This window comes from Mesorhizobium sp. M1329, from assembly GCF_040318035.1.
GTDB lineage: Bacteria > Pseudomonadota > Alphaproteobacteria > Rhizobiales > Rhizobiaceae > Mesorhizobium.
On record NZ_JAMYLN010000047.1, the window covers coordinates 1 to 14,554 of the forward strand.

At 61.7% G+C, this 14,554-nt stretch carries 13 protein-coding genes and 1 pseudogene; 7 read left to right on the top strand and 7 right to left on the bottom strand.

The features are described 5' to 3' along the window. Nucleotides 1–141: 141 nt before the first annotated feature. Nucleotides 142–444, bottom strand: coding sequence for a winged helix-turn-helix transcriptional regulator (locus tag NKH21_RS30150; RefSeq protein WP_352869470.1), 303 nt, complete (start codon nucleotides 442–444; stop codon nucleotides 142–144). A 163-nt stretch (nucleotides 445–607) separates the two neighbouring features. Here NKH21_RS30150 and NKH21_RS30155 point away from each other — a divergent pair, with 163 nt between their 5' ends. Both NKH21_RS30155 and NKH21_RS30160 read left to right on the top strand, forming a co-directional pair. Then, nucleotides 608–1,357, top strand: a complete 750-nt coding sequence (locus NKH21_RS30155; RefSeq protein WP_352663219.1) for an SDR family oxidoreductase — start codon at nucleotides 608–610, stop codon at nucleotides 1,355–1,357. Between the two features lie 129 nt (nucleotides 1,358–1,486). Continuing rightward, entirely contained in the window at nucleotides 1,487–2,311 is an 825-nt protein-coding gene (locus NKH21_RS30160; RefSeq protein WP_352663217.1) for a DUF2189 domain-containing protein, read from the top strand. A gap of 6 nt (nucleotides 2,312–2,317) precedes the next feature. Here the strand turns inward: NKH21_RS30160 and NKH21_RS30165 are convergent, their stop codons facing one another. After that, nucleotides 2,318–2,950 (bottom strand): LysE family translocator, encoded by a 633-nt coding sequence (locus tag NKH21_RS30165; protein ID WP_352663215.1) that lies wholly within the window; start codon nucleotides 2,948–2,950, stop codon nucleotides 2,318–2,320. A gap of 119 nt (nucleotides 2,951–3,069) precedes the next feature. After that, a complete protein-coding gene (locus NKH21_RS30170) occupies nucleotides 3,070–5,037 on the bottom strand; it encodes a pilus assembly protein TadG-related protein (protein ID WP_502911926.1) in 1,968 nt (655 codons plus the stop codon). 339 nt (nucleotides 5,038–5,376) lie between these two features. Between NKH21_RS30170 and NKH21_RS30175 the strand changes: the two genes are divergently transcribed. Then, nucleotides 5,377–6,237, top strand: coding sequence for a TIGR01459 family HAD-type hydrolase (locus tag NKH21_RS30175; protein WP_352869475.1), 861 nt, complete (start codon nucleotides 5,377–5,379; stop codon nucleotides 6,235–6,237). A gap of 9 nt (nucleotides 6,238–6,246) precedes the next feature. Next, complete coding sequence (locus NKH21_RS30180; protein ID WP_352663206.1) at nucleotides 6,247–7,230, top strand: bifunctional riboflavin kinase/FAD synthetase; 984 nt, start codon at nucleotides 6,247–6,249, stop codon at nucleotides 7,228–7,230. 73 nt (nucleotides 7,231–7,303) lie between these two features. On the opposite strand, the gene NKH21_RS30185 is transcribed toward NKH21_RS30180, so the two are convergent. After that, a complete protein-coding gene (locus NKH21_RS30185; protein ID WP_352663204.1) occupies nucleotides 7,304–7,858 on the bottom strand; it encodes an HdeD family acid-resistance protein in 555 nt (184 codons plus the stop codon). A 513-nt stretch (nucleotides 7,859–8,371) separates the two neighbouring features. Here NKH21_RS30185 and NKH21_RS30190 point away from each other — a divergent pair. Together NKH21_RS30190 and NKH21_RS30195 are read left to right on the top strand one after the other, a co-directional pair. Then, a pseudogene (locus NKH21_RS30190) lies at nucleotides 8,372–9,277 on the top strand (alpha/beta hydrolase). Nucleotides 9,278–9,477: 200 nt separating this feature from the next. Next, on the top strand, nucleotides 9,478–10,290 hold the full coding sequence (locus tag NKH21_RS30195; RefSeq protein ID WP_352663198.1) for a MipA/OmpV family protein: 813 nt from the start codon (nucleotides 9,478–9,480) through the stop codon (nucleotides 10,288–10,290). A gap of 16 nt (nucleotides 10,291–10,306) precedes the next feature. On the opposite strand, the gene NKH21_RS30200 is transcribed toward NKH21_RS30195, so the two are convergent. The 3 genes from NKH21_RS30200 to NKH21_RS30210 form a co-directional block, all read right to left on the bottom strand. Further along, on the bottom strand, nucleotides 10,307–10,741 hold the full coding sequence (locus NKH21_RS30200) for an RES family NAD+ phosphorylase (RefSeq protein ID WP_352663195.1): 435 nt from the start codon (nucleotides 10,739–10,741) through the stop codon (nucleotides 10,307–10,309). Between the two features lie 2 nt (nucleotides 10,742–10,743). Continuing rightward, a complete protein-coding gene (locus NKH21_RS30205; protein ID WP_352663193.1) occupies nucleotides 10,744–11,118 on the bottom strand; it encodes an Xre family toxin-antitoxin system antitoxin in 375 nt (124 codons plus the stop codon). Nucleotides 11,119–11,190: 72 nt separating this feature from the next. Further along, complete coding sequence (locus tag NKH21_RS30210) at nucleotides 11,191–11,376, bottom strand: hypothetical protein (protein ID WP_352649682.1); 186 nt, start codon at nucleotides 11,374–11,376, stop codon at nucleotides 11,191–11,193. A 43-nt stretch (nucleotides 11,377–11,419) separates the two neighbouring features. On the opposite strand from NKH21_RS30210, the gene ileS reads away from it, so the two are divergent. Next, complete coding sequence (gene ileS, locus NKH21_RS30215; protein WP_352869479.1) at nucleotides 11,420–14,410, top strand: isoleucine--tRNA ligase; 2,991 nt, start codon at nucleotides 11,420–11,422, stop codon at nucleotides 14,408–14,410. The last annotated feature ends 144 nt before the right edge of the window (nucleotides 14,411–14,554 follow it).

The following is a 14,554-nucleotide window of genomic DNA, read 5'->3' on the forward strand; positions in this document are numbered from 1 at the left end:
TGCGCTGTGCCCGATGTGTCGCTTTGTTCGGCTGCATTGTTTTGTCTCCCCCGCGCGCCGCGGGGGGCCACACGGGGGCCCGCCGCGCGGTGACCGCCCGTGGCTTTGGCCGGGCAGGGCAAACAATCCGTCCACGATCAGTCAGGTGATCAGGTGGGATGCGTTGGCACGCATCCAGTCGGCTAGCGAATCCAGCGTGCCACGCAAGGTTCTGCCCAGCGGCGTTATCTCATACTCCACGCGCGGCGGCATCTCGGCATAGACCCTCCGATAGACCAGACCGCGATGTTCGAACAGGCGCAGCTGCCGCGTGAGCTCCTTTTGCGTAATCGGTGCGACGGCCCTCTGGAGCTCGCCGAAGCGGATCGGACAACCGGTGACGATCAGGCGATAAAGAATGGGAATGGCCCATTTTCCCGAAACCAGATTGACGAAATCGATCATCGGGCAACGATCGGTCGCGCCATTTCCGCTTTCGACTGGCCTTACCTCGATAGCTTTTGCCTGCGCCATGAAATTATCTCCTTTAGTACCCATTCGGTGCCTACTATACAAAGCATACTATCGTGTCGACAATGCCGTTCTCATCTCTTTGGGAAGGCAAGTCATGGGTCGCTTGAATGGCAAATATGCCCTCATTACCGGGGCAACCAGTGGCATCGGCCTCGAAACCGCGCGCCAGTTCCTGGCCGAGGGCGCTACCGTGGCAATCACTGGCAGGAGCCCGTCCGGGCTGGAAGCTGCGCAGCGCGAGCTGGGTGGATCGGCGCAGGTGATCAGGAATGATGCCGGCAATCTCGCCGATCAGCGTGCGCTTGCCGCCGAGCTCGCGCAGTGCTGGCCTCGGCTCGACATACTGAACATCAACGCTGGCGATGTGATGCATCAGCCGCTGCAGGATTGGGACGAGGTGGTCTATGACCGTCTGATGCGGACCAATCTCAAGGGGCCGTTCTTTTTGATCCAAGCCCTGTTGCCGATGTTGTCCAACCCGTCGTCGATCATCCTGTGCGGTGCGGTCAGTGCCCATATCGGCCTGCCCCAGAGCAGCGCCTACGCCGCCAGCAAGGCGAGCCTCCTGTCGTTGGCGCGCACCCTCTCGGGTGAGATGATCGAGCGCGGTATTCGCGTCAATGGCCTCAGCCCCGGCCCAACCGAGACGCCGGCCTTGGGCAAGCTGGGTCTGCCCGAAGCGGACGAGAAGGCGCTTGGCGATCAGATACGCGCGCTAGTGCCGATCGGCCGCATGGGCAAACCCTGGGAACTCGCCAAGGCGGCGGTGTTTCTGGCATCGGACGAGTCGAGCTTCGTCGTCGGCACGGAACTGCTCGTCGATGGCGGCGTCGGAAACCTATAACCAGATTCATCGTGACCATCGACTTGGCGACAATCACCCCTAAATCGACTATCATAGCGCCTGTTCTTGAAGTGGCAGCTACGGGCGGCCATCCCGGCGGCGGCCGCCCCGACACACGGGAGAATGGTTATGGCCAGCTTTCATGTCATGGCGGACGCACGTGGAATGCATGTACAGCCCACGGTGCGCCGCATCAGCACCGAGGATCTGCTCGATGCGCTCCGTCTCGGCGTAGAGGATTTCTGGGCCAAGCCGTCGCATTACGTGTTCCTGTGTCTGATCTATCCGGTGGTCGGCCTGATCCTGACGCAGTGGACATCGGGCTCGAACGCCATCCAACTCATCTATCCGCTGATGTCCGGCTTCGCTTTGGTCGGTCCGTTCGCCGCTATCGGCCTTTACGAAATCAGCCGCCGGCGCGAGTTCGGCATGGATACATCCTGGTGGCATGCGCTCGACGTACGCCACTCCCCGGCGCTGCCCGCGATTGCGGTCATCGGTATCATGCTAGTGGTACTGTTCCTGCTCTGGCTGTTCACCGCGCAATCGATCTACACCAGCCTGTACGGCAATCAGCCTCCGGCCTCTATCGTCGGCTTTATTCGCGAGGTGCTGACGACCAGCAAGGGCTGGACACTGATCCTGCTCGGCAACCTGGCCGGGTTCGCCTTCGCCGCGGTCGTGCTGGCGACGACGGTCGTCGCCTTTCCGCTGCTGCTCGACCGCGATGTCGGCGCGGTCTCGGCAGTCGAGACGTCGGCGCGCGCAGTTTTGACAAACCCGCTGCAGATGGCGCTGTGGGGCCTGATGGTCGCCGTGCTCCTGGTCATCGGCTCGATCCCGCTATTTGCTGGGCTTGCCGTTGTCATGCCCATCCTTGGCCACGCGACCTGGCATCTCTACCGCAGGGTGGTCGAACCGGAGCGGGCAGAGCAGGTCAGGCGGCCGATGTAGGACCGATCAGCGTTGCGCGTCGGTTGCCATCTTGACGGCCAGCGCGGTCAGCACCGTGCCCATCATCCAGCGCTGGATCACCAGCCATAGCGGCCGCCCGGCGAGGAAGATGGCGATCGAGCCGGCCGTCACTGCGATGATGGCGTTGACGGTCAGGCTGATCGCGACCTGCGTGGCACCGAGCACCAGAAGCTGTGACAGCACGTGGCCCATGCCGGGGCCGATGAATTGCGGCAGCAGCGACAGATAGAGCACTGCCACCTTTGGGTTGAGCAGGTTGGTCATCAGGCCCATGGCGAACAGATTGCGCGGTCTGTCTTTCGGCAGTTCGCGGATCTGGAAGGGCGAGCGCCCGCCGGGCTTCACCGCTTGCCAGGCGAGCCACAGCAAATAGAGCGCGCCGGCAAGGCGCAGCACATCATAGGCGAAGGGCACGGCGAGCAGCAGCGCGGTGATGCCGAACGCCGCCGACAGCACGTAGAACAAGAAACCGAGCGCCACGCCGCCCAGCGAGATCAGCCCTGCCTTCGGCCCTTGCGACAGCGAGCGCGAGATCAGATAGATCATGTTCGGGCCGGGCGTCAGCACCATTCCGAGGCAGACCAGCGCGAAGGCAAGGTGGTTGGCGGGTTCAGGCAAGAGCGCATCTCCGGGTGGGGACACTCACCACATGGTTCCATCAGCCGCAAGGGCATGAGGGCAGGAGCCTTTGCGCCAGCGCGCCAGGCCCCCTGCCTTAGTCGCCAATCCCATCGCCTTCAGCCGACGATGCGCAGGTTCGACAATTCGTTGGCGATTTCCTTGAAATTGTCGGACAGCGTCGCGCCGGTTGCATTCCAGAACAGCTTGGCAGGCTTGCTCGGGTCGGTCGAATCCTTGCGGAAGCGCGAATCCGATGAACATGCCTTCAGCGCATCGATTGCCTTCTTGTCGCTGGCATCTGTGGGCGACAGGTCGAGCGCCACCGTCATCACCAGAATGTTCGAATTCTTTGCATTTGCGCAGAGCGTTTTCAGCTGCTCGTCGAGTGCTGCCGTGTAGTTGGCACCGGTAAAGGTGGTCTTGCCGATATCGGTGCTGGTATTCATGAACAGGCGGGTCACGCTTCCAGATCCCGGATAGGTCAGGCCAGTGTAGCCGTAGGCGGCGTAGGTCGACCTGTTGTTGGCGTAGCTGCCATCGCTGATGGCGCTATAGGTATTAGCTCCGTCGGTCAGCACCACGACCACCTTGTCGTTGCCCCTCTCGCTGTTCGGCCGGCCATCGGTGAACGGTGGGTTGCTCGATACCGTTCGCCAGCCCCAGGCAAGTCCCTCCGGTACGTTGGTGTTGCCGTTCGGCGCCATGGCGTCGATGGCGTCCTTGATCTCCTGCTTCTCGACGTCCTGGCTGACGTCCTTCAACGGCGTGATCGGGTTTGTGGTGCAGGAGGAGTTCGGGCCATCGCCGGCGGCTGCGGATTGCGAACCGTATGGTTTTACCAGGAAATATTTGCGCATGTCAGACTGGCGCTGGGAAGCGGTAGGACCGGCGACATAGGGCCAATCGGCCCACCAGTTGTTGCCGTAATTGTAGGACGTGCTGATGACGTCGTTGATGCCGTCACGGTTGAAATCGAGCCACAGAGTGCCAGCCTCGTCCGGGGCGAACATCGGCACGAAAAGCGTGGCCGGCGCGGCTGTGTCGGGCGTGGTGTCGTCGACATTGTAGGGATATGGCCGTGCCTCGACGCAACCTTGCCAGCTCGCATAGCGGCTTGTGGTATAGATATATTCCGGTGCGCTCCAATGGCCGTACTGGCAGGTGCCGTTCTTCTTGTATGTGTCGCAGACATATTGCTTCGAATTGGGTACCTCTTCGCGGCCCGATTCGACCGTCATGTCGGCGTAGAGGCTGAAACGGGTCAGCGGCTGGTCCTTGGTCTCGCCCCAGCCGGCGCCGCGCTTGTACCAGATGCCATTGAGCTTCTCGGCGTATTTGTCCGGATTGTTGGCGGCACTCATCGTCGTCCAGTCGAAATCCTCGTGCTGGATCGGGGAGATGCCGTCCTGATCCATCCAGCCGTCCTGGTCGTGGGTAGGGCCGACATTGACCGAGGCCGCAAACGGCACGAGAGAAAACTGCACCGGTTTGGTGATCTGCTTCATCTGCTGCGCTTGAAGCGCCAGCGTATCGACAAGCTGCTTTGCGGCCAACTTCAGCAAGTCTATTCGCTTCTCGCCGGTGCCGGAGCCGAGATCGCTCATCGAGCCTGAATTATCCAGCACAAGCGCGACTTCGAGGGTGTTCTTGAGACGGAGTTCCGAACATTCGGTGAAGGTCGTGTCGCTTGCCGTGCCGCCGATCAGCAGGCTGGCGGCCGGTAGAAAATAGGGGTGGAAGGTGAGACCGGCGCAGAGCTTCAAGGTGCCGCCGCCGGCATTGTTGTTGGGCAGCGTGACGGTCAGCGCTGTGTTCGCCGGGTCGATACGTGCGAGATTGGTTTCGAAAAATGTCTTGGCGTAGGCCTTGATGTCATCGTCGCTGGCGCCGGCAACGATCTGCTGGGCGGCGGCTAGGCCGGCCGCATCAAGTGCGTTCAGCGTTTCGTGCTTTTGGCGCAGCAACTCCCCGTAATCGACACTGAGCGCCAGACCGGCCATCAGCGGCACAATGGTGATTGCAGTCATTAAGGAGTAGTTGCCACGTCTGTCGTATCGGAATTTTCCGATTATTGCCTTCAGCATTCCCGCCCGCCCCATTTTTCCCGGACGGTGCCATGCATGTTTAAATTTCCGATTGCTGAAATGCGTTCAAGGCCGGTACGGTTTTTCAATCCCCGTTAACCACGCGTCCGCAATCGGCAATGCTGCTCCGGGCTTCCAGCAGCAAAGCCTCTAAAAAACGGGATAAGGCGCTGGAAAAGAAAAGCTTTCACCATCACTTCCACGCCGGCGTCGCCGGACGACAATCTTGCGGACACAACGAAAGCTGGTGACATGGCGAAGCGCTTCGGTTAATCCGGGCCGGCCGCTACGGACCGTCGGTCGCGGCGCTTGCAAGCATCATGGTACAGGGACAACGGCATGGCGGATTCGCCCGACATCATCGGTTCGCTCGCAAACTTGTCGGGAGCCTATTCAGCCATCCTGTGCGACGTCTGGGGCGTGGTGCACAATGGCGAATGGCATTTCCCGGCGGCGGCTGCCGCGCTGATCGCTGCTCGCGCGGCGAAAATACCTGTCGTGCTGATCACCAATTCGCCGCGCCGCAGCGCCGACGTCGTGGCGCAGATGAACGCTATAGGCGTTCCTCCCGCTGCCTATGACCGTGTCGTGACGTCCGGCGACGTTACCCGCGACCTCATTGCCGAAGGGCCGCGAAAGATCTTCCATATAGGCGCCGATCGGGATTTCACGCTCTATGAGGGCCTCGACGTCGAACTCGTCGAGGAGTTCGAAGCATCCGGCGTGGTCTGCACCGGCCTGTTCGATGACGAGGTGGAGAAGCCGGAAGATTATGCCGATCTTCTGCAGAGGCTGCGTGCTAGGAACCTGCCCTTCATTTGCGCCAATCCCGACATCGTCGTCGAGCGCGGCGAACGCATGATCTGGTGCGCAGGCGCTTTGGCCCGCGAATACGCACAGCTTGGCGGACGCACGCTGATCGCCGGCAAACCCTACGCGCCGGTCTATGACGTCGCCATGAAGGAGATCGCCGTCATTCTCGGCCGCCCGGTCGAGCGTTCGCAAGTTCTGGCCATCGGCGACGGTATGATGACCGACATCAAGGGCGCGGCCGACAATGGCTTCGACGTGCTCTACGTATCGGGCGGCATCCATGCCCGCGATTACGGTGAAGCGCTGCAGCCGGATCCGGCAAGGCTCGCGGCCTTTCTGGAAAAATACGGCTACAGGCCGGTCGCGGTGATTCCCAGACTGCAATAGGTTCAAGCCATGACGGCAATGTTCGAACGCATTTCCGCAACCGCGCCGCTGCCCGCCCATCTGCGCGGCGGCGTGGTGGCTATCGGCAATTTCGACGGCGTCCACCGCGGCCACCAGGCCGTGCTCGAACGCGCGCGCGCCGAAGCGGAGCGTCGCGGCGTACCCGCCCTGGTGCTGACCTTCGTGCCGCATCCGCGAAAAGTGTTCAGGCCGGACATGCCGCTGTTCGTGCTGACGCCGCCGCCGATGAAGGCGCGGCTGTTGTCGCATCTGGGCTTTGCGGCGCTGGTCGAGCAGCCGTTCACACGCGAGTTCGCCTCCTTGTCGGCGGAGGCGTTCGTCACCGGCGTGCTCGAGCGCAACCTCGGCATAAGCCACGCCGTCACCGGCTTCGATTTCCATTTCGGCAAGGACCGCCAGGGCGGCCCGGCCTATCTGATGGCTGCCGGCGAGCGCCACGGCTTCGGCGTCACGCTGGTCGATGCGTTTCGCGACGAAAGCGCCGAGGTGGTGTCGTCGAGCCGCATTCGCACGCTGCTGTGCGAGGGCAATGTGGCCGAGGCCGCCGGCTTGCTCGGCTATCGTTTCACCGTCGAGGCGGAGGTGATCGGCGGCCAGCAGCTCGGCCGGACGCTCGGCTTTCCGACCGCAAACATGAGGCTTTCGCCGGAAGCCACCCTTAAGGAAGGGATTTATGCCGTCCGCTTCCGCCGTGCCGACGGTTCGATTCATGATGGCGTCGCCAGCTTCGGCCGCCGGCCGACGGTCGACGACAGTGGCGCGCCGCTGCTGGAGACCTTCGTCTTCGACTTTTCCGGCGACCTTTATGGCGAGATTTGTGCCGTGTCCTTCTTCGGCTACCTGCGCTCGGAGGTGAAGTTCGATGGGCTTGACGCGCTGGTCGCGCAGATGAAGCGCGACGAGGCCGAGGCGAAGGCACTGCTCGCCGGCGTCAGGCCGCTTTCCGGGCTGGACGCGGCCATAGCTTTTTAGAGCATGGTCCGGAACTGAAGGTCAGCGAAGCAAAAAGTGGGAACCGGTTTTCCGATTAAGCTCAAACCAGAATTTATCTCTTCAGCGCCAGGCCAAGGGCGATGAAGGTCCAGCCCTGGAAGATCAGGTCGACGGCCAGGAACAGCCCCAGCACCCACACGCTGTTGACCGGCCAGCCCATGGCGATGACCAGTCCCGCCAGCGCGCTGATGATGCCGGCCGCGACCACCCAACCCCAGCCCGGCTGCGGCCGGTGGCTGTAGCCGACCCAGGCCCTGAGCACGCCTGAGGCAAGCAGCGCGACCGCCAGGAGGAAGGTCAGCACCGTCGAGGCGAGGACCGGATTGTCGAAGGCGAAGAAGCCGGCGACGGCGTAGAGGAGGCCGCTGAGCAGCCAATAGAAGAAGCGGCCCCATGTCTTCACGCCGAAGGCATGGATGATCTCGACAATGCCGGCCATCAGCATCAGCCAGCCTACGACAAAGACCGAGGCGACGGTTGCGATGAATAGATTGCCGAAGGCAATGCCGCCGAAGACAAGCAGCAGCACCCCGAGCGCGACGAACCATCCCCATTTCGCCCGCGTCTGGCTGATCGCATCTTTCAAGGCATCGCCGTGCAGTGTCATCGCCCTCTCCCTCAAGACTACTTGGCCTTTTTTGCCGGCTTTGAAGGTAACGCCGATAGGGCTTCTCGTAAAGCGAGCAGGGTGTGAGGGCCACACCCATGCTGGGGCCGTACGCCTGCGAGACGTCTGCTTTTGGCAAGAGCAGCCGCTTGCGAGTTCATTTCCGTAAAACGTGGGCTTGCGCCCTCGGGCCAAACCGGTGGTCACGCCGAGGTTTAGTTGGAGAATAGCTCCTGTCCGTAAAAAGCGGCCGCAACGTCGAGCTTTGATACTGAGCCAGACCTCCACGCCACGCAACGCCGGTCGCATCCGCATCCGTATGTCACAACCTTGCGTCAAGGTCTTACTAATCGCCGCCCTCGTCGGGCGATTTCTCCCTGACGTTGATCTGGCTGATCGCAAGATGATCGTGGCGCTGCTTCGTCGCTATATTTGCAAGCAGGCAATCGGTATCTTGTCGATGACATTTGGCTGTTCGCCTTTCTCGGCGCTTGGCAAGACTGGGGAAGCAAAATGAGCGATGTGGACGAACACCTCGATCTGACGGAGATCAACGCCGTCCGCAGGCTGTTGACGTCAAAACCACGAACGGTCCGCTAGGACGAACGCCGGGCGCGGCTCGACGAAGTCGGTTCGGTCTGGCCGGTCGCGGAGGACATCCGATGCGAGGATGTGGTTTTCGATGGCCTCGCGGGAGAGTGGTCGCTGGCGCCCGGGAGTGACAGGGACAAGGTTCTGCTGTTTTTCCACGGTGGTGGCTACTGCTCCGGCTCTCTTAAAAGTCATCGTCGAATGGTTACCGAGGCAGGTCGGGCAATGGGAATGCGCACCCTCGCGATCGACTATCGCCGCGCACCGGAACATCCTTTCCCCGCGCAACATGAAGACGCACTCGCGGCATGGCGCTTTCTAAGGCGGCAAGGCATCGCACCGGACCGCATCGTAATTGGCGGAGACAGTGCGGGCGGCAACCTCACTCTGTGCCTGGTCAGTATATTGCGCACGGCAGGCGAGCCGTTGCCGCGATGTCTTTGGCTGGTTTCGCCCTGGACGGACCTTTCGATGTCCGGCGCGACACTATCAACGAAGGACGCGATCGACCCTATCATCCACCGGGCGTATTTGGAGGAACTGGCAGCCGCCTACGTTCCTCATGGCGTTAGTCGGCGCGATCCCCAGATCTCGCCTTTGTTCGCCGATCTGAGCGGATTTCCCCCAATGCTGATACAAGCCGGTTCGGCCGAGACGCTGTTGTCGGACGCAACTCGGCTCGCCGAAGCCGCCGGCGCGGCCGACATCAAAGTACGTCTCGAAATTTGGCCGCATATGATTCACGCTTGGCCGGTTTGGAATGCGGGGTTGAGCGCCGGTCGCCGCACTCTTCAGAGCGCAGGCATGTTTGTCCGCGAATGTTTGTAACTCCTGCCGAGGCATCTGCCAGCGTATTCCAGACATCCTAATCTGGTGCCTTGGTGCGCCAAACAATCGACTGCAATGCGGAACAGGCCGGCCAACGCCGCCGATGTTGCGGATATTAAGTCAAATTTTACCGAACTGGCGCCATGGCTTCAGTCAAGGCTGGTTGTATCGGCCCAATGCGTTCGACGTATGGAGTAACGATGCGGTCTGTCCCGACGATCCCGACGGTCTTGGCCGCATTCATGCTCGGCACCTGCGGCGTTGCCAAGGCCGGCGAGGGCACCTTCGGCTGGCTGTCCGGAGACTGGTACCTGACGGTCGGCGCGACCGGCATGGTTGCCCCGAATTTCGAGGGCGGCAAGAAGTACTTGCTCAGCGCCTCGCCGATTATCTCGCTCGGCAAGGCTGGTCCCGCGGCGCGCTTCACCTCGCGCAACGACAATATCTCATTGGCATTGATCGACGATGGCGGCGTCCGCGCCGGCCTGACGGGCAAGTTCCTGTTTTCCCGCGACGGTGGTGACGCCGACGAATTGAAAGGCCTCGACCCGGTGCGCTGGGGCGGCGAGGCCGGCGGCTTCTTCGAATTCTATCCTTTGGATTGGCTGCGTGCCCGCGCCGAATTGCGGCACGGCATTCGCGCCCATAACGGCTTTGTCGCCGACATCACCGCCGACGCCTTTTATGATGTGACGCCCGATGTCAGGATTTCGGCCGGGCCGCGCGTCTCGTTCGCCTCATCGGACTATTTCGACGCCTATTATGGCGTTGATGCCAAGGAGTCCCTGGCCTCGGGGCTCAGCGAATATCATCCCGGCGGCGGGGTGAGGTCGGCGGGCTTGGGCGGCGCAGTGACCTGGAAGGTGACCGAGCCGATGACGGCCAGCCTGTTCGGCGAATATTCTCGCCTGATGGGCCCGGCCGCCGATTCCAGCCTGGTCAAGGAGCGCGGCTCCAGGGATCAATTCATGATCGGCGTGTCGACGACCTATCGCTTCGATTTCTCGATGTGAGCGGGTAGGCCTCGGCTCATTTGATCAAACGGCTGTCGAACGGATAACGGTATAGGCCCGCAATCGTAATGCGTGACGCGTCGTCATGGGTCGGATTGAGCAGATAGTTGTTTGCTTTGCGCATTATGATCGAAGGAATTTTCATGAGGGCGTAACGATTGGCCGAGAGAAATTCCGTGCCCTGTCGCCGTGTCGATTCCATGTCCTTGTCCCAGCCGTCATGGAAAACCGGTTCGGTCATTTCTATTCCGTCCGGAACGTCGATTTCGATAAGCTGGTAGGTTTCCGGAACGGTTTCGCGCGTCGCATGCACCAGTATCTCCAGCAGTGCTGTCGAAGGGTGGTCGGTGCAATAGACGATGGGCATCCCGCGCCTGTTCCATCTTCCATCAACGAGCGTTCCGCCACGACCCGAGAGATCCGCGAAATTGGAGATGCGCCAGATGCGCATCGTCAGGCAAGCATGCCAAAGTCGATACGGATAAGCTCTTCGGAAACGACGTGGGCGCCGGTCTCTGTCTCAAGGAGGTCGATCGGCCTTGCACCATCCAATGCTATGATCTCGCTTCTCAGCCAACGCTGGGCTTTCTCATGGCTGCCGAATACCCGATCCGCCTGCTCGGCGATGCGTTCTAGGCGCAGGGCGCGGTCGGATTCAGCTGGCGAAAGCGGCTCGGCATGTTCCTTGCGACGCGCCAGCGTGCGGCGGGGGGCAACGATACGATAGAGTTCTTCGCTACTGAAACCCAGACTGCGCAGATGATCGATCTTGTCCGTAGGGACGGAAAAGTCGTGTGTTGCGCCAATTGCCCTTGCTGCGACCGACATGAACGTCTCCTTGGCACTGCAGGCCATTTGCCTACAAATGTATGCGCAATTGGCACATAGCGCAAGGAAGTATCAGAGTTCGGGCTTTTCAATATCGCCTGTCTCGGTTAAAAGCCCAGCCATGACGAGCTTTTCGCGCCTTCTCGCGACTGCGATACGAATTACAGGCCCGGTGTTCCGGGCGGCCTGACCGCCGCCGGAGCCGCCGGGAATCTTGCGCGCGGCCTCTCGCGCTTTTTCCAGATCATGATAGTTCAACGCCCGGGCTCTTTTGCCGCCGGGCAACGCATATGGCAGACGAATGACTGATACCGAGACCGCCGAGACGATCGACTATTCCAAAACGCTCTACCTGCCGCAGACGGATTTTCCGATGCGCGCCGGTTTGCCGGAAAAGGAACCGCTGCTGGTCAAGCGCTGGCAGGATATGGACCTTTACCGCAAGCTGCGCGAAGACGCAGCTGGCCGCGAAAAATACGTGCTGCACGACGGCCCGCCCTATGCCAACGGCAACATCCATATCGGCCATGCGCTGAACAAGATACTCAAGGACGTCATCACCCGCTCGTTCCAGATGCGCGGCTATGACTCGAACTATGTACCCGGTTGGGATTGCCACGGCCTGCCGATCGAATGGAAGATCGAAGAGCAGTATCGCGCCAAGGGCAAGAACAAGGACGAGGTGCCGGTCAACGAGTTCCGGCAGGAATGCCGCGAGTTTGCGGCGCACTGGATCAAGGTGCAGGGTTCCGAATTCCAGCGGCTCGGCGTCGTCGGCGACTTCGACCATCCCTATACGACAATGGCTTTCCATGCCGAGTCGCGCATCGCCGGCGAGCTGCTGAAATTCGCCATGTCCGGCCAGCTCTATCGCGGCTCCAAGCCGGTGATGTGGAGCGTCGTCGAGCGCACCGCGCTGGCCGAGGCGGAGGTCGAATACCAGGACTATGAGTCGGACACGATCTGGGCGAAGTTTCCGGTCGTCAGCCTCGCTCGCCAGGTCATCAACATCGAAGAGGGGCAGCCAGCCCTGGATCCCAAGCTGACGCAGACGTCGCTCGATCTGCTTGATGCCAACGTCGTCATCTGGACCACGACGCCGTGGACAATCCCCGGCAATCGCGCCGTCAATTACTCGCCGCGCATCAATTATGGTCTCTACGAGGTTACGGCGGCCGAGAACGCCTTTGGTCCTCAGCCCGGCGAAAAGCTGATCTTTGCCGAGAAGCTTGCTGACGACGCTGCCGCGAAGGCCAAGGTCACTCTGAATCGGCTTCGCAACGTTGGCGCCGAAGAGATTGAAAACCTTACGCTTTCGCATCCCCTCAAAGGTCTGGGCGGTGGCTACGATTTTCCCGTGCCGATGCTGGCCGGCGATCACGTCACCGACGATGCCGGCACCGGTTTCGTCCACACCGCGCCGGGACACGGCCGGGAAGACTTCGACGCCTGGATGGATGCCGCCTCTGATCTTCGCCAGCGTGGCATCGACACCACGATCCCCTTCACCGTCGACGATGCCGGCTTGTTCACCAAGGACGCGCCGGGCTTTGGCCCGGACCGCGAGGATGGAGCGGCGCGCGTCATCGACGACAATGGCAAGAAGGGCAACGCCAACCAGGCCGTCATCGACGAGCTGATCAAGCGCAACGCACTATTCGCGCGGGGCCGGCTGAAGCACTCTTATCCGCATTCCTGGCGCTCGAAGAAGCCGATCATCTTCCGCAACACGCCGCAATGGTTCGTCTATATGGACAAGGAGCTTGGCGACGGCACGACGCTGCGTAGCCGCGCCCTGAAAGCCATCGACGATACCCGCTTCGTGCCCGCCGCCGGCCAGAACCGCATCCGCGCCATGATCGAGGAGCGCCCTGACTGGGTGCTGTCGCGCCAGCGCGCCTGGGGCGTGCCGATCGCCGTCTTTGCCGATGCCGACGGCAACGTGCTGCGCGACGAGGCAGTCAACCAGCGCATCATGGACGCCTTCGAGAAAGAAGGCGCCGACGCCTGGTTCGCCGCCGGCGCCAAGGAGCGGTTCCTCGGCAATCACGATGCCTCGAAATGGCAGCAGGTCATGGACATCCTCGATGTCTGGTTCGATTCAGGCTCGACGCATGCCTTCACGCTTGAGGACCGGCCCGACCTGAAATGGCCGGCCGACGTCTATCTTGAAGGCTCCGACCAGCATCGCGGCTGGTTCCACTCCTCGCTGCTCGAAAGCTGCGGCACCAGGGGCAGGGCGCCCTACGACACCGTCGTCACCCATGGCTTCACCATGGATGAGGAGGGGCGGAAAATGTCGAAGTCGCTCGGCAACACCGTCGTGCCGCAGGACGTCATCAAACAGTCCGGCGCCGACATCTTGCGGCTGTGGGTGGTGACGACCGATTATTGGGAAGACCAGCGCCTCGGCAAGAACGTGCTGCAGACCAATATCGACGCCTACCGCAAGCTGCGCAACACCATCCGCTGGATGCTGGGCACGCTCGCCCATGACGATGGCGAGGAGGTGCCGCTGGACAAGATGCCGGAGCTGGAGCGGCTGATGCTGCATCGGCTTGCTGAACTCGATGAAGTCGTACGCTCGGGCTACGACGCCTTCGAATTCAAGCGCATCACCCGCGCGCTGCTCGACTTCATGGTGGTCGAGCTGTCGGCCTTCTATTTCGACATCCGCAAGGACGCGCTTTACTGCGAAGCGCCTTCCAGCGTGAAGCGCAAGGCTTCCGTCCAGGTGGTGCGCCATCTCTTCGACTGCCTGGTGAAATGGCTGGCGCCGATGCTGCCCTTCACCATGGAAGAGGCTTGGCTCGACCGTCATCCGGATGCGGTCTCCCTGCATCTCGACCAGTTCCCGGAAATCCCGGCGGACTGGAGGAACGAGGCGCTGGCGGAGAAATGGCGCAAGGTTCGGCAGGTTCGCCGTGTCGTCACCGGCGCGCTGGAAATTGCCCGCGCGCAGAAGGTCATCGGTTCTTCGCTGGAAGCGGTGCCGGTCGTCACCCTCGACGATGCCGCGCTCGAAGCGGCGATCGCCGATGTCGACATGGCCGAGATGGCGATCACCAGCGATCTGGTTATCGTGCACGGCAAGGCGCCGGCGGGCAGCTTTACCCTCGACGACGTCAAGGGCGTCGCCGTGGTCGTCGAGAAGGCGGAGGACCGCGGCCTGGTGAAGTGCGCGCGCTCCTGGCGCTACACCGCCGATGTCGGCTCAGATCCGGAATTCCCGGATGTTTCGGCCCGTGACGCCGCTGTCCTGCATGAGCTGAAGGCTTTGAGCCGCCTTTAAGGCGGTGCACAAATGCCACGGCGGGCGGCCGATCGGCCCCCGCGCGTTGCCCTTAACGAGTGGTTGAGGTAAACACGCGAAACTCCGGACGACAAATTGTCGCCGGAATTCCGTCGGAAGAGCATGGGCGGTGGGGACCGGACC

Excerpts from the sequence above, each read along its gene's own strand:
- NKH21_RS30150 (WP_352869470.1), bottom strand. The coding sequence starts at position 444 with ATGATCGATTTCGTCAATCTGGTTTCGGGAAAATGGGCCATTCCCATT.
- NKH21_RS30155 (WP_352663219.1), top strand. The coding sequence starts at position 608 with ATGGGTCGCTTGAATGGCAAATATGCCCTCATTACCGGGGCAACCAGT.
- NKH21_RS30160 (WP_352663217.1), top strand. The coding sequence starts at position 1,487 with ATGGCCAGCTTTCATGTCATGGCGGACGCACGTGGAATGCATGTACAG.
- NKH21_RS30170 (WP_502911926.1), bottom strand. The coding sequence starts at position 5,037 with ATGCTGAAGGCAATAATCGGAAAATTCCGATACGACAGACGTGGCAAC.
- NKH21_RS30175 (WP_352869475.1), top strand. The coding sequence starts at position 5,377 with ATGGCGGATTCGCCCGACATCATCGGTTCGCTCGCAAACTTGTCGGGA.
- NKH21_RS30180 (WP_352663206.1), top strand. The coding sequence starts at position 6,247 with ATGACGGCAATGTTCGAACGCATTTCCGCAACCGCGCCGCTGCCCGCC.
- NKH21_RS30185 (WP_352663204.1), bottom strand. The coding sequence starts at position 7,858 with ATGACACTGCACGGCGATGCCTTGAAAGATGCGATCAGCCAGACGCGG.
- NKH21_RS30195 (WP_352663198.1), top strand. The coding sequence starts at position 9,478 with ATGCGGTCTGTCCCGACGATCCCGACGGTCTTGGCCGCATTCATGCTC.
- NKH21_RS30200 (WP_352663195.1), bottom strand. The coding sequence starts at position 10,741 with ATGCGCATCTGGCGCATCTCCAATTTCGCGGATCTCTCGGGTCGTGGC.
- NKH21_RS30205 (WP_352663193.1), bottom strand. The coding sequence starts at position 11,118 with ATGTCGGTCGCAGCAAGGGCAATTGGCGCAACACACGACTTTTCCGTC.
- ileS (WP_352869479.1), top strand. The coding sequence starts at position 11,420 with ATGACTGATACCGAGACCGCCGAGACGATCGACTATTCCAAAACGCTC.